This is a genomic window from Rhodococcus sp. NPDC059234 (assembly GCF_042754225.1).
Classification (GTDB): domain Bacteria; phylum Actinomycetota; class Actinomycetes; order Mycobacteriales; family Mycobacteriaceae; genus Rhodococcus_G.
This window is the reverse complement of sequence record NZ_JBHZAH010000037.1, coordinates 1-13,721: the sequence shown is the minus strand read 5'-3', so window position 1 is coordinate 13,721 and position 13,721 is coordinate 1. Positions and strand designations below refer to the sequence as shown.

13 protein-coding genes are annotated in these 13,721 nt (G+C 70.6%); 6 read left to right on the top strand and 7 right to left on the bottom strand.

The annotated features are described in order from the left end of the window. Positions 1-140: 140 nt before the first annotated feature. From ACFXGJ_RS10745 to ACFXGJ_RS10730, 4 genes are all read right to left on the bottom strand, one after another. A complete protein-coding gene (locus ACFXGJ_RS10745; RefSeq protein WP_378618779.1) occupies positions 141-1,766 on the bottom strand; it encodes a protein kinase in 1,626 nt (541 codons plus the stop codon). Between the two features lie 120 nt (positions 1,767-1,886). Then, entirely contained in the window at positions 1,887-3,422 is a 1,536-nt protein-coding gene (locus ACFXGJ_RS10740; protein ID WP_378618777.1) for a DUF1254 domain-containing protein, read from the bottom strand. 84 nt (positions 3,423-3,506) lie between these two features. Beyond that, on the bottom strand, positions 3,507-3,884 hold the full coding sequence (locus ACFXGJ_RS10735; protein WP_378618774.1) for a hypothetical protein: 378 nt from the start codon (positions 3,882-3,884) through the stop codon (positions 3,507-3,509). A 180-nt stretch (positions 3,885-4,064) separates the two neighbouring features. Continuing rightward, on the bottom strand, positions 4,065-4,988 hold the full coding sequence (locus tag ACFXGJ_RS10730) for an oxygenase MpaB family protein (RefSeq protein ID WP_378618771.1): 924 nt from the start codon (positions 4,986-4,988) through the stop codon (positions 4,065-4,067). A 101-nt stretch (positions 4,989-5,089) separates the two neighbouring features. On the opposite strand from ACFXGJ_RS10730, the gene ACFXGJ_RS10725 reads away from it, so the two are divergent. Further along, positions 5,090-5,734, top strand: a complete 645-nt coding sequence (locus ACFXGJ_RS10725) for a TetR/AcrR family transcriptional regulator (protein WP_378618769.1) — start codon at positions 5,090-5,092, stop codon at positions 5,732-5,734. A gap of 19 nt (positions 5,735-5,753) precedes the next feature. On the opposite strand, the gene ACFXGJ_RS10720 is transcribed toward ACFXGJ_RS10725, so the two are convergent. Next, positions 5,754-7,007: an HRDC domain-containing protein gene (locus ACFXGJ_RS10720; RefSeq protein ID WP_378618766.1), complete on the bottom strand. Its 1,254-nt coding sequence runs from the start codon at positions 7,005-7,007 to the stop codon at positions 5,754-5,756. Between the two features lie 160 nt (positions 7,008-7,167). Here ACFXGJ_RS10720 and ACFXGJ_RS10715 point away from each other — a divergent pair, with 160 nt between their 5' ends. Next, entirely contained in the window at positions 7,168-8,046 is an 879-nt protein-coding gene (locus tag ACFXGJ_RS10715; protein ID WP_378618763.1) for an alpha/beta fold hydrolase, read from the top strand. Here the strand turns inward: ACFXGJ_RS10715 and ACFXGJ_RS10710 are convergent. Then, on the bottom strand, positions 7,991-9,415 hold the full coding sequence (locus tag ACFXGJ_RS10710) for a wax ester/triacylglycerol synthase family O-acyltransferase (protein ID WP_378618760.1): 1,425 nt from the start codon (positions 9,413-9,415) through the stop codon (positions 7,991-7,993). The two genes, ACFXGJ_RS10715 and ACFXGJ_RS10710, sit on opposite strands and share 56 nt — an antisense overlap. An 83-nt stretch (positions 9,416-9,498) precedes the next feature. On the opposite strand from ACFXGJ_RS10710, the gene ACFXGJ_RS10705 reads away from it, so the two are divergent. Further along, on the top strand, positions 9,499-10,752 hold the full coding sequence (locus ACFXGJ_RS10705) for an alpha/beta hydrolase fold domain-containing protein (protein ID WP_378618758.1): 1,254 nt from the start codon (positions 9,499-9,501) through the stop codon (positions 10,750-10,752). Here the strand turns inward: ACFXGJ_RS10705 and ACFXGJ_RS10700 are convergent. Beyond that, the gene (locus ACFXGJ_RS10700; RefSeq protein WP_378618756.1) at positions 10,733-11,314 is read right to left on the bottom strand and encodes a DUF3000 domain-containing protein; all 582 of its coding nucleotides are present in this window, start codon (positions 11,312-11,314) and stop codon (positions 10,733-10,735) included. The two genes, ACFXGJ_RS10705 and ACFXGJ_RS10700, sit on opposite strands and share 20 nt — an antisense overlap. Positions 11,315-11,419: 105 nt before the next feature. Here ACFXGJ_RS10700 and ACFXGJ_RS10695 point away from each other — a divergent pair, with 105 nt between their 5' ends. From ACFXGJ_RS10695 to ACFXGJ_RS10685, 3 genes are all read left to right on the top strand, one after another. After that, complete coding sequence (locus ACFXGJ_RS10695) at positions 11,420-12,124, top strand: hypothetical protein (protein ID WP_378618754.1); 705 nt, start codon at positions 11,420-11,422, stop codon at positions 12,122-12,124. A gap of 109 nt (positions 12,125-12,233) precedes the next feature. Further along, the gene (hemE, locus tag ACFXGJ_RS10690; protein ID WP_378618752.1) at positions 12,234-13,331 is read left to right on the top strand and encodes a uroporphyrinogen decarboxylase; all 1,098 of its coding nucleotides are present in this window, start codon (positions 12,234-12,236) and stop codon (positions 13,329-13,331) included. Next, positions 13,328-13,721 (top strand): FAD-dependent oxidoreductase (locus ACFXGJ_RS10685; protein ID WP_378618750.1); only part of this gene is annotated, 394 nt, incomplete at its 3' end. The genes hemE and ACFXGJ_RS10685, both read left to right, overlap by 4 nt.

The window sequence follows — 13,721 nt, the reverse complement described above, 5'->3', positions numbered from 1 at the left end:
TTAGTCTACGTCAATACCGGGGGTACCGGCACGCGGAGTGTGCGCGGGTGCAGGAGGGCGCCGTCCTGGTGGCAGCGACGGTCCACGAGTACGGAGATTGCCGATCGCCGGCAGGCGACGCTCGGCCGAGAGGGCGCGGTTCAGCGACCGCCGAACCGGTACTCGAGCACGGGTTCGCGGGCCACGCCGACGCCGGCCTGCGTGATGGTGAGCGACTTCGAGTCGAGGGTGTACGTCGCGAGGTCGTTGGCCGCGATGAAGCCGGTCGAGGTGGGACGCGGGTCGTCGAGCTCGATGCCGGCGCCGTCGCTGCGGCGAACACCCTTGTAGTAGTAGCGGCCCTCGCCGGTCTCGCACACCACCACGGCGGACTTCGATGTCCGCGCGACCGTGACCGCCGGGTCGGTGTGGTTGCAGCGCGGCCCGTCCTCCTCGTCGACCCAGCCCTGCGCGTCGGTGCCCTTCACCTTGCCCACGGGGGTGGCCGGTGGGGCCACCGCCGTGGGGACCGTGGTCGTGGGGCGCGTTCGCGACGGGGTCGGGGTCGGGGTCGGGGTCGGTGCCGGGGTCGGGGCGGCCGCCGCGCCGGTCAGCGGGCCTGCGACGGCGGGGAGGGGCACCGGCTCCGGCGCGGTCGCGGAGACACCGCCCGCGGTCAGGGCGCCGGGGGAGTCGGAGCTCGACGAGCCGATCAGCCACGCCGTCGCCGCGGCCGCGGCAACCGCGACCAGCACGCCGCCGCACACGATGGGCACCAGGCTCCGGCGTCGGGCGGGCTCGGCCGGAACCGGAGTCGGCGCCGAGGTGGCGGGCGTGACCGCGACGGGCGTCGCGGTGGTTGGCATCGCGGGGACGAATGCCGTGTGCGCGACCGTCGGGGGTGCGAGCACGGTGGTCGGGACCGGCGCGACCGAGGCCGGCGCCGGTCCCGAGTGCATCGCGGCCGTGGCGGCCTCCGCGAACGCGACACAGGACGGATACCGACGAGCGGGGTCCTTGGCCAGTGCCCGCGCGATCACGCCGTCCAACGCGGGCGGCAGGCCGGGCCTGCGTTCGGTGACTCGCGGTACCGGCAGGGACAGGTGCGCGTGCAACAGGTACGCCGGATCGAACCCCGGATAGGGGATCTGGCCGGTCAACAGCTGAAAGAAGGTGCAGCCCAACGAGTACTGATCGCTGCGTGGGTCGAGCGCCAGGCCCTGGATCTGCTCGGGCGAGGCGAACTGCAGGCTGCCGAGGACCGTACCTGTGCGGGTGATCCCCGCCGCGTCGGCACCTTTGGCAATTCCGAAGTCGGCCAGCAGGACTCGCTCGCCCTCGTTGCCGACCGGTGCCGACAGCAGGATGTTCGCCGGCTTGACGTCGCGATGCAGCACCCCGTGTGCGTGAGCGTAGTCGAGTGCGCGGGCCGTCTCGGTGACGATCCGGACCGCCCTCGCCGCCGGCATGGGGCGCTGGCGCAGCGGGGCGGCCGCGTCGGTTCCGGCCACGTACTGCATCGAGATCCACAGCTGCTGTCGTGCGGCTCGGTGATTCCGGTCGCCTGCGGCTCCGCGGTCGAAGACGGTGACGATGTTGGGGTGGTCCAGGCGCGCCGCATGGTCGGCCTCGCGCAGGAACCGGTCCCGCCCCGTGGGATCGCCGGTCAGGGCCGGATCGAGCAGTTTCAGTGCGACGAGGCGCGGCAGGCTCGGGTGCCTGGCGAGGTAGACGGTTCCCATTCCGCCGGACCCGAGAAGGCGTTCGATCCGGTGACCTGCGAACACGCTGCCGGGCTGCAGTTCTCGCGCGCTGATGCTCCACCCCTGATCCTGTTCGGGAAATACGCGCCAGCATATCCCGGACCGTCGACGGGTCCGGCTCGTCGACCTGCCGCAGGTCGAGGGCTACGGTGCCTGCTGGACAGCGGGTGGAATCCACGTGCCGTCGAACAGTTGCTGAGCCGGCCAGTACATCCGCAGCAGGAGCACGAAGGTCCCTTCGGGTGCGGGAAGCCAATTGCAGTACTTGGTTGCCTCGGTTGTCGGATCCGGTTGGGCCGCTTGGATGTAGAAGGTCAACGAGCCGTCGGCGTCGAAGCACGGCAGATGGTCCTGGACGGCGGGAATGCCGAGGGCGTTCCGGTTCGTCGGATTGGCGAACAGTGTTTCACCGGGCACGTTGTACAGGGTCACCGACCAGAACGCCCGAGGATCGGCGGGCGGAAGCTCGTCCTTGGCGAAATGCAGGGTGTAGCGATGTGCCCCGCCGAGGGCTTGCCCGGTGCTGTCGTCGAGGGCGCCGGCATAGACGGCGTCCCGGAAGTAGTTGGCTCCGTAGCCGCCGCGGGCGGTCGCCGCGCGGAGGAGATATCTGCTCCCGTACGCCCCGAGGTCGAGGGTCATGTTCCAGTTGGTGACCGTCGGTGAGGTGCGCTTCGCGGTCGCGTCCACGATTCTGTTTCCCTCGCGCGCGGCATCCGTGAGGGCCTGGCGTGCCACGGGGTCGAGTTGGTCGACGTCGAACGGCTTGCCGGGGACCAGCCCGATACGTGCGAGCGCGTCGACCGCCGCTGAGTCGCCGGGGAGTGGCGGGTTGGACTGCCACAACTGCGCGAACCTCGCGAAGTAGGACCCGGCGTCCATGGTGTCTATCTGGGTGTAGGGCGCAGTCGTGTCCAGGTTCGGCTCGTAGCCGGCCCGAGCGGGGGGACTGTACGGCGTGCCGTACGCATGCAGTGGGGTCAGGGTGTACTGCGACTGGAGAGCGGTGACCGCGGCGAGATCGTCCGCGGATCCGGTCGAGTAGGTCCGGCCGGCGATGAACACCGTGTTGGTCGGGAACCGGAACACCTGGGTGAGCCCCGCGGGCAGCGGCCCGTTCCAGTCCGGCCCGACGTAGGCGTAGTCGCCCGCTGTCGCGGCGGTCCGGGTGCCGGGCGAGTTGGGAATGACGTTCGTCCAGGCGTCCATCGACTCCATCAGAAAGAAGCGGTCCCCGAGGTCCGGAAGGTGCATGACGACGGGTTCCTCGCGCAGGTCGAGCCAGGCGACCGAGTAAGGCGTGTTGACATTCGGCAGGACGATGTCGGTGGGGCCGGGGGTCGGCAGCGCATTGTTGGAGAACTGGTTGACCGGTGCCCGGCCCGGTGTCGTCGTCGCGTTCGGCACGTTGGTGCCGACCCCCTCCGTGACGCCTGTCATGACCAGCGGATACGCGTACGTGTAGGCCAGCAAGCCGATGGCATAGCAGGTGGCGTAGTCGGGGCAGGTCGGTGGCAGGCCCGCCGCGGATGCGGTGGCGTTCGGCGACGTGACCGGAGGCGCGGTCGCTACGACCAGCGCGACGGTCGCGGCGACTGCCCACCGGACGATTCGGTGTCTCCGGGCAACTCGCTGTGTCCGGACAACTCGCTGTGTGAGGACGGGGCTCGTGGCTGTCATGGTGCCTCCAGACCGACCGGAATCAGTCTAGAAGTCGGGGAAACCGCATACACGCGATTCGTGTCTGCAACACCGCGGGCCTCCTCAGAACGGCGGCGGGTCGTTCGCGGTCTTCACCTGCTCCGACATCGGTGCGGCGGCTCGCCGGGTCGTGACCCTCGGCGCGAGCGTCCCTGGGTCGGGGTGGCTGTGTACGGCGGGGACCTGCATGGTTTGTTCGGCTTCGTCGGGGGAGAGGCCGACCTCGATAGTGGACCAGGTGCCGCGCGAGCGTTTGACGACCTTGCGGGCTTGGCGGAGGTCCTCGTCGCGGGCGTAGTCGCCGATCGTGGTGAGAGTGGTGGTGTCGGAGAGAATTTCGGCGACGGCGCCTTCGATCCGTGAGCCCATCGCGGCGATTGCGTTGTCGCTGTGGACCGTCGTACGGAGGGGTTCGGGGTCGATGGTCAGGGCGGCGAACACGCGCCAGTACGACCCCGCCCGGTGCGGGCGGTGGTGGCACCTCGACCACGTGAATCGAACATGTGTGCGAGTCTAGATGATGCCTCCGACAGATTCGGCGTTACCGCTGAATCTGGATTTGTCGCCGCCGCAGGTCGAACAGCAGGACCGCATCGTGGTCCTGCTGCAGTCCGCCGGCGATCAGACCAACGCGCGCCCGGTGCGAATGCGCCAGCGCAGGTCGGCCATCAGGAAGTTGTAGGGAAACTCGCGCAGGATCCTCGGGAGGAACCGGTTGACGGTGGCGATCGCCTTCATTGCCCGATCGAATCGGCGCTGGTCCCGGCTCGTCCACGTGTAGTGCATCTGTTCCCGAAACGTTTGCGGGAGAAAGCCCTTCGTAACGAACAGGTTCAGCGGTCCGAGCAGCTTCGCGAGGATCGGGTGGGCGAAACCGGCGCGCGCGATGATGTCGAGGTGGGCGCGAACCGCGTCGTCGATGGACACCTTCTTCGTCGCTTCGGTCCAGTACTGCTCGAATGCGTCCCGGTTCTCGGGCCACATCTCCTGCGTGACTTGCAGCGTGGTGCCGAACACGGCGCCTCGCTGGTAGTAGTACTCGCGCTCGGCGGGGCCGTACTCGCCCCGTAGCACGCGGTGCGTGTCCTCGAAGCCCCGGTAGATGCAGGCCGCGACCCACAACTGCAGTTCCGGGTCGAAGGCGTTGTACTGCACAGGACTGTCGTCGGTGGAGCGCACCTGCGCGTGCGCGCGGTTGACCCCCCTCCGGAACAGCTTCTTCTCGTCGTCGGTGCCCATCGCGGCCACTGCGAGGTAGGCGAGCGTGGTGCGGCTTCGCTTGATCGGATGGTCGAACAGCCGGCCCGACTCGACCTTGCTCTCCATGACTCCGTAGCCGACGCCGGGCCACGAGAGCTGCATGATGACGTTCGCCGCGCCTGCCATCAGGGACACGCCGTCTACCTGGGCGAGCACCGGCCCACCGTCGATCGCCCGCACGGACCCACGGTCGACGGGCGCCGGGCGCCGTTCGGCCTCGGGTCTCGACGCACCCTGCTCCGACGGGTCGCCCGTCACGTCGCCGCCTGTCTGTGTCACGGACATCTGCCCTCCGGATTCGTCGTTCGGTCGGCTTGCTCCCAATCTGAACACGACCGTACTCACATATATGTGTGGCGTCCAGGCTTCGGTGGAATGATGACCGCATGACGTCGTCGGCGCGGGTCTACGCAGGTGTGGAGGGCGATCAGCGGCGGGCCGAACGCCGTGCGCAGTTGATCGAGGCTGGTCTCGACCTGCTCGGCGCGGCCGGCTCCTCGGGCGCAGCCTCGGGTCGTGGGCGAAGCGAGGCGACCGTATCGGTGCGCGGGGTGTGCAAGCGGGCCGGTCTGGCGTCGCGCTACTTCTACGAGAGCTTCGACGACCGCGACGCGCTGCTGGTCGCCGTGTACGACCACGCCGTCGAACGGATCGCGGCGGGCACGCTGCGTGCCGTTGCCGAGGCCCCGCAGAGCGAGCGCGCGTTCGTCCGCGCCGGTGTCGCCCATATCGTGCGAGCCGTCGCCGAGGATCCGCGTCTCGGCCGTATCATCTTCTCCGCTCCGGTGAATTCGGTTCTGGCGCAACGCCGATTGGAATCCGCACGGATGTTCGCGGGGCTGGCCACGGCGCAGGCGGCCGATTTGTTCTCGATGCCCGCCGGACCGCGGCTCGACGTCGTGGCGCACTTCGTCGTCGGTGGGCTGGCGCAGGTGATGACTGCCTGGCTCGACGGGACCGTCGACGCCGACGAGGCCGACCTCGTGGAGCGGTGCACCGAGTTGATGATCGCGGCCGCGGGGGTCCGGTAGGGCCGCCGCGGCCGCCCGCTCACTTCGTGGCCAGGGCCCTGGCCAGCACCGGTCCGGTGAGTCGGCGCTGCCACGGCCGGGCGCCGCCCTCGTCGAGGGTGTGGTCCACCAGTGCGGTCAGGTCGGCCTCGCTCGCACCGACGTGCTCGGCGGGCTCGTAGTCCCAGCACAGCCGGCGCACCAGGTCGGGGGTGAGCAGATTCTCCACCGGCACGTGCACCTCCTCGCTGAGCGTCGTCATCTCGGCGCGCGCCGCCGTCAGCCGCTCCGCGGCCTCGGGGTGCCTGCGCGACCACCGGTTGATCGGCGGCGGGCCGGTGAACGGCTGGGTCAACGGCGGCAGGTCCGAGTCGGGCAGGGCGCGGGCGCGTTCGAGTGCGTCGAGCCACAGCCGTGAACTGCGTCGCTGCCGGGGGCCGCCGAAGACGGGCAGCGCACGCAGCGCGTCGACCGACTTGGGGTCCGCACTCGCCGCCGCGACGATGGCGGAGTCGGGCAGCACCCGGCCGGGGGCGATGTCACGCTTGCTCGCCACCGCGTCGCGGGTCTGCCACAGCTCGCGGACCGCGGCGAGGGCGCGGGTCGACTTGAGCGAGTGGATCTGGGACGTGCGGCGCCAGCGGTCGGGCTTCGGCTTGGGTGGTCCGGCGAGCCGGACGTGCTCGAATTCCTCTGCGGCCCATTCGGTTTTGCCCTGCGCCTCGAGCACCTCGGCCATCGCGTCGCGCAACTCGACCAGCACTTCGACGTCCAGCGCGGCGTAGTTGAGCCACGACTCGGGCAGGGGGCGGCTCGACCAGTCGGCGGCGCCGTGGCCCTTCTTCAGTTCGAGTCCGAGCATCCGCTCGACGATGGCGGCCAGGCCGACCCGGTCGAAGCCGGCCAGCCGGCCCGCCAGCTCGGTGTCGTACAGCGCAGCCGGGCGCAGGCCGAGTTCGTCGAGGCCGGGCAGGTCCTGGTCGGCGGAGTGTAGCACCCACTCGAGCGGGTTGATCACCTCGGCGAGCGGGGCGAGGTCGGCGGCCACGGGGATCGGGTCGACGAGGACGGTGCCCGCTCCGGCGCGGCGGAACTGCAGCAGGTACGCGCGGTTCGAGTAGCGGAAACCGGAGGCGCGCTCGGCGTCGACGGCGAGCGGGCCGGTGCCGTTCGCGAGCCGCTCGACCGCCTCGCCGAGCAGGCGGGTGTTGTCCACGACCTCGGGTAGTCCGTCGGCCGGGGTGAGGAGAGGCTCGGCCGCGTGGGCGGGCGCCGGGTCGCTGACGTCAGACATGAACAGTGACTTTACGACGCGGGCGGAGGCGGTGCCGCACCTCGCGTGCGGCAGCGCGCCGCCGGCGCAGGTCCGGGGCAGTGTTTGCGCACGCCGCGGCCCCGGCTACGGTGGAACAGGTTTCAGTTTTGACGACATCGGCGCGGAGGGGACGATTCCTGTGAAGCTCGCGACCATCGCCCCGGTGGGGCACGTGCCGCCGGGTTCGATGGTGGACCTGCCCGGCCGCGGCAGCACCTATGTCATCGACACCGGGCCCGTCCCCGCGGGAACCCGGGGTGAGCGCCCGACGCTCTTCCTGCTGCACGCGCTGGCCTGCACCGGGGCCCTGACCTGGTACCCGGCGATCGAGCGGCTCGCAGCCAGGGCCCGCGTGGTAGTGCTCGACCAGCGCTGGCACGGCCGAGGCATCCGCTCCGACCGGTTCACCCTCGAGGACTGCGCCGACGACGTGGCGGCGCTCGCGGACGTGCTCGACATCGAGCGCTTTCTGGTGGTCGGCTACTCGATGGGCTCGCTGGTCGCCCAGCTCGCGGCGCGCGCGCACCCGGACCGGGTCGCGGGCATGGTGCTGTGCGCCGGGACCACCAGCTTCCGTCGCGGTGCCCGCGAGCGCCTGGCGCTCGAGGCCCTCAACGCGTCGATGGGCACCATCAAACCCGGCGCGGGACCGGTGCCCGCCGACTCCGACGAGCCGAGCCTCGACCACGGAACCGGCTCCGACGCGCGCAGTCGTGCGTGGGCCCTCGGCCAGTTCCGTTCGACCGCCCCCGGTGCGGTCGGCCGGGCGGTCGCCGAGATCGGCAAGTTCGACTCCTCGTCGTGGATTGCCGATCTCGACGTGCCCGCGTCGGTGGTGGTCACCGCGAAGGACCTGATCATTCCGCCGCGGCGGCAGCGCTGGATGGCCCGGCAGATCGCCGGGGCCTCGACCTACGAGGTGGTCGCCGGGCACGCCTCCTGCGTGCTCGACGCGGAGACGTTCATTTCCGGACTGCTGCCCGCGTGCGCTTCCGTGTCTTCGCGCGCGCGGCCTTGACCAGCTCGTCGAGGGCGGGGCCGAACGCGTCCGCGAGATCCCAGAGTTCGGGGGCGAGTTCGCGGCAGGAGACCAGGCCGACGTTGAGCTTGCCGTCGAGCGACATCACCGTCACGTTGAGCCCGGCGCCGTGGAAGATCGGTCCCAGCGGGTACATCGCCTTGATCTGCGCGCCCAGGAAGTACAGCGGAAGCGGCGGACCGGGCACGTTGGAGACGACCAGGTTGCTCACCACCGGGTGCCGCTCCGCCAGGCTGAGCGAACCGTAGACCCGCATCGCGCCGCCGAACAGCGTCGGCGCCGCGAACTGCGACCAGTCCTGCAGCAGGGACGCACCGAGGTCGGCGTTGTGCGACTTGACCATCGTGTTGTGTGCGTTGGCTTGCGTGAGGCGCTCGACCGGGTCGCCGATGTGCGTGCCCAGCTGGGTGAACATCCCCGAGATCTGGTTGGTGCCGGGGCGGTCGGAGGTCTCGTGCACCGACACCGGCACCATCGCCACCAACGACGAGTCCGGAAGCTCGTCGCGGTCGGCCAGGTAGGTACGCAGCGCACCCGCCACCGTCGCCAGGACCACGTCGTTGACCTTGACGTCGAAGGTGTTCTTGACGAGCTTGACCTTGTCGAGATCGAGCTGCGAGTAGGCGATGTTGCGGTGTCCGGTGATCGCGCCGTTGAGCGAGGTGCGCGGGGCGGTGAACGGAGCGGGCATGGCCTCGCCGCGCCGTGCGCGACGAATCCACTTGGGCAGCAACGTGATACCGCCGGGGATTGCCTGGGCGATCTTGAGCGGCCGCGTCGCGAACCCGATCAGCCCGCCGAGGGCGAGGTCGAGTGTGTTGCCGCGGCCGACCTCGCGCTGGTCGGGGTCCGGCTCCGGGCGGGGTGCGTCCGGGGTGAGGCTGCACAGCTGCGCCATCATGCCGGCGCCGGTCACGCCGTCGACGTTGGCGTGGTGCATCTTCGACATGATCGCGACCGAACCGTCCTCGAGGCCCTCGATCACCCACATCTCCCACAGCGGGATCGTGCGGTCCATCCGCTGGCTCGCGATGTGGCCGCACAGTTCGGCGAGCTCCGCCCGGCCGCCGGGGGCGGGGACCGCGATCCGGTGCAGGTGCCGGCTGATGTCGAAGTCGGTGTCCTCGGCCCACGCCGGGTGGTCGAGGTTGAACTTGGAGTCGAAGAGCTTGCGGCGGAAACCCGGCATGCCGCGTACGCGGGCGGCCAGCTCCGACTCGAAGTCGGCGAAGCTGTACCCCCCGGGGATTGTGGAGACGTCCAGAACAATCAGCCCGCACACGTGCAGCAACTGCGTCGGTGTCTCGAGATAGAGGAACGTGGAATCCAGACCGCTTAGTCTCTCCATGGGCACAATGGTAGAACGTGTTCTAAATTGGAGGCAGGGGATTTGGGCCGCCGAATCCCGTTTCCGGTAGTGAGAGGCACCACATGTCGCATGGATTCCTGGTCCGCCAGGCCGTGAACGCCGCCCTGGCCGCCAACGCACTTCGCCCAGTGCCCGGTATGCCCGCTTCGGTGGCGACGTTCTTCGCCGGCTGGCTCACCTCCGAGCTGGCGCCCCAGCAACTCGGCGCGACACTCGTCGACTCCGCCGTGCACGTGGCCCGTCACGGCGCCCGGGCCGACCGGCTGGGTCTGGCGCTGGCCGCGGCCTCCGCAGCGGGTCTGACGGCGAACATCGTGGCGTCGCGGCGAGCGGGCGCCGAGATGGCCACGGCGTTGGCGGAGGTCGGCGTGGACGATCCCGGCGCCGGCCGGCCGCTGGACTGGCGCTCGGCCGCGCGGCCGTTCCAGATGCGACGGTCGGGGGTGCGGCGGGTCCGCAATCTCGAGTACGCGCCTGGCGGCAAACGGTTCTGGGTGGACGTCTACCACCACCGGGACACCCCGGCGAACGCGCCGATGCTGCTCCAGATCCACGGCGGCGGCTGGGTTGTCGGCAGCAAGGACCACCAGGGGCTGCCGCTGATGGTCGAGATGGCGGCCCGCGGCTGGGTGTGTGCGGCGGTGAACTACCCCCTCTCGCCCCGCGCGAAGTGGCCTGCGCACCTGATCGCGATCAAGCGGGCGGTCGGCTGGATGCGGGAGAACGCGGCCCGGTTCGGCGGAGATCCCGACTTCCTCGCGGTGACGGGCGGTTCCGCGGGTGGCCACCTCGCCGCGATGATCGCGTTGACCGCCGGCGACCTGACGCTGCAACCGGGGTTCGAGGAGGTCGACACCTCGGTGGCGGCCTGCGTTCCGTTCTACGGGGCCTACGACTTCGCCGCCGAGACCGACATCAAGGCGGTGCGCCAGCGCGTCGAGTCCGGGCTGAGCGAGATGATCTTCGGACCTGACGCCAAGATCCCCGACGACTACCTGGCCGCGTCTCCGCTCGCGCGACTGACCGCGGACGCGCCGCCGTTCCTGGTCATCCACGGCACCAACGACTCGCTGATCCCGGTCGCCGAGGCGCGGGTGTTCGTCGAGCGGCTGCGGGCGGTGTCGGCGAACCCGGTGGCCTACGCGGAGTTGCGCGGGGCGCAGCACGCTTTCGACATCTTCCACTCGATCCGGAGCGACCAGGTGACCCTCGGCGTCGCCGCGTTCCTCGAAGCGGTGCGTGCCGGGACGGTCGGGCGGACGTCGAGCGAGACCGGCGCCGGGCGGGACGAGCCGGTCAGCGACCCAGCGAGGTGATCCCGGCGGGCGGTAGCCCGGCGGCGTAGGCGAGTACCTCGCAGAACGCCTCCACGTGCCCGGCCAGCGTGGTGGTCTTGGCGGTCCACGACGCGCGCAGCTCGAGTTGATGGGCGCGCGGCGGACCGGCGATGTCGCCGTACCGCACCGAACTGGTCGCGGTGACGGTCCCGCCGAGCGCGGTCAGCGGTTCGTGATGCGCCTCGAGGGCATCGACCAGCCAGCTCCACGCGACCTCGGGCAGCAGCGGGTCCGCGGCGAGGTCCTCGTCGAGGTCTGCCTGGATGTAGGCGACCAGTCGCATGGTGCCGTTCCAGGCCTCGTCGCCGGCCGGGTCGTAGAGCAGGATCAGCCGCCCGAAGGCGTCGCCCTCGGATTCCTCGGCGACGGTGTCGGCGTCGGCATGCCGCACCTCGGCGCCGATCGCGTAGCTGTACGGCGCGAGGCGCTGCGGCGGACGGATCGGGCCGATCTCGATCTGCGGGTGAACCGAGGCCGTGTGCATCGAGTCGATGGCGCTGCGGAACGGTGCAGGTTCGGCGGAGGATCCCGACATGGTCACACCGCGGACGGTAGACCGGCCCCGATGGTCGTCGGTGGAGGCGCGCCGGTTCTACCGGCATCGACCCCCCGCCGCCTCTCGTCGTGCATCGGTCGCATCGAAGGCATGATGAAGAGTGTGGATCAGTTCCTCGAGTTCCTCTCGCACTCCTGGTGGCTGATCTTTGTCTTCGGCGGCAGCATCGGCGGCGCCCTCAAGGCGATCGCCGCGGCCAACCAGCGACGCGCCGAGCGGCGGCAGGAGCGCTACCGACTGAAGCAGCAGACCAAGGTCGAGATAGCCCGCGCCAAGGCGCAGACCCGCGTCGACGAGCAGACCCAGCGCCGGGACATCGCCAAGATCGTCGACGAGCACGACCAGACCGACGCTCGGTGGTTCGGCTACGAGATGAGTCTGGTGACGCTGCTCGACTTCCCGATGATGACCGACATGCGCGAACCCCTGACGGTCGAGTTCCACAAGGCCAAGCGGCGCGCGGACCTGCTCCGGCCGGCGGACCCGGAATCGATGGTGGGCAACCACGAGGCGCAGGTCGAGTACCGCGAGGCGGTGCACGACTACGCCATCGCCTTCGACGTCGGCGAAGCGGAGGCCAAGCGCCGACGGCGCGACGGGTTCACCCCTCGTGAACAGGAGCGGCTCGCGCGGGCCCAGAGGCTGCTGCGGCTGGCCATGGACGACGCGGCCACCGCCGAGGAGCGCCAGAGCGCGTACGTGAGGGCGCGCAAGGACCTCGACGGGTTGATCGTGCTTCCGTCGGCTCCACGAGCCCAGCTCGAGCGCCGGATCGCCGGTCAGATCGGCGCATGAGTCGCGCGGGCGGCCGCTGCCAGCGGTGACACCGGGAATCGGGTTCCCGGTCGCGGATCTGGCAGCATGGCCGGGGAAGGACATCTGGCGGGCGAGAGCGTTGGGACATATGAGCGACTTGGAAGACACGAATTCGGCCATGACCACCGGAGCGCGGTACCCGTTCCGGCGGGTGCTCGCGGACGCACCGCTGCTCGCGGCGGCGACCGGACGCCGGCCCAGCCACCGACCGGTGTGGTTCATGCGTCAGGCGGGCCGCTCGCTGCCCGAGTACCGCGAGATCCGCGCCGGGATCGGCATGCTCGAGTCCTGCTTCAATCCCGAACTCGTCTGCGAGATCACCGTGCAGCCCGTGCGCAGGCACAAGGTGGACGCGGCGATCCTGTTCTCCGACATCGTCGTTCCGCTCAAGGCCGCGGGCATCGACCTCGACATCGTGGCGGGCACCGGCCCGGTGGTCGCGAATCCGGTGCGTTCGGCGTCCGATGTCGCCGCCCTGCCGCGGCTGCGGACCGAGGAGGTCGGCGCGGTCACCGACGCGATCGCGCTGCTCACCCGCGAGCTCGGCGACACCCCGCTGATCGGTTTCGCGGGCGCGCCGTTCACCCTCGCTTCCTACCTGGTCGAGGGCGGTCCGAGCCGCAACCACGAGCGCACCAAGGCGCTCATGCACTCCGACCCGCACACCTGGCACGCGCTGCTCGGTGCGCTCGCCGACACCACCATCACCTTCCTCAAGGCGCAGCTGCACGCCGGCGTCGACGCCGTGCAGCTGTTCGACTCCTGGGCGGGCGCGCTCTCGCTCGCCGAGTACCGGCAGTTCGTGCTCCCGCACTCCGAGCGGGTGTTCGCGGAGGTCGCGGAGGCGAACGTGCCGCGGATCCACTTCGGAGTCGGCACCGGTGAGCTGCTCGGCGCGATGGGCGAGGCGGGTGCCGACGTCGTCGGCGTCGACTGGCGGATCCCGCTGCACGAGGCGGCCCGGCGGGTCGGCCCGGGGAAGGCGCTGCAGGGCAATCTCGATCCGGCAGTCCTCTTCGCCGGCTGGGACGCCGTCGAGCGGGAGGTCCGGCGCATCGCCGAGGAGGGTGACCGCGCGATCGCCGCGGGGGCGGCCGGCCACATCTTCAACCTCGGCCACGGCGTGCTGCCGGACACCGACCCGGCCGTGCTGACCGCGGTGGTGGAGCTGGTGCACTCGCTGTGACGACCGTCGCCGTCGTCGGCGGGGGAATCTCCGGGCTGACCGCTGCCTACCGGCTGCGCGGCGCGCTCGGCCCGGCCGCGCGGATCGTCGTCCTGGAGGCGTCCGACCGGATCGGGGGCAAACTCCGCACCACCGACATGGCCGGGGGACCGGTCGACGTCGGGGCCGAGGCGTTCATCGAACGCAGGCCCGAGGTGCCCGCCCTGCTCGCCGAACTCGGTCTGTCCGATCAGGTGGAGCACCCGTCGTCGGCGCGACCGTTGATCTGGTCGGAGGGCCGGCTGCACCCGCTGCCGACCGGCACCCTTATGGGTATTCCCGCGCGGGCGGAGTCGCTGGACGGACTGGTCGACGCCGCCCCCCACCCCCGGGTGGCGGCGGAGCCCACGG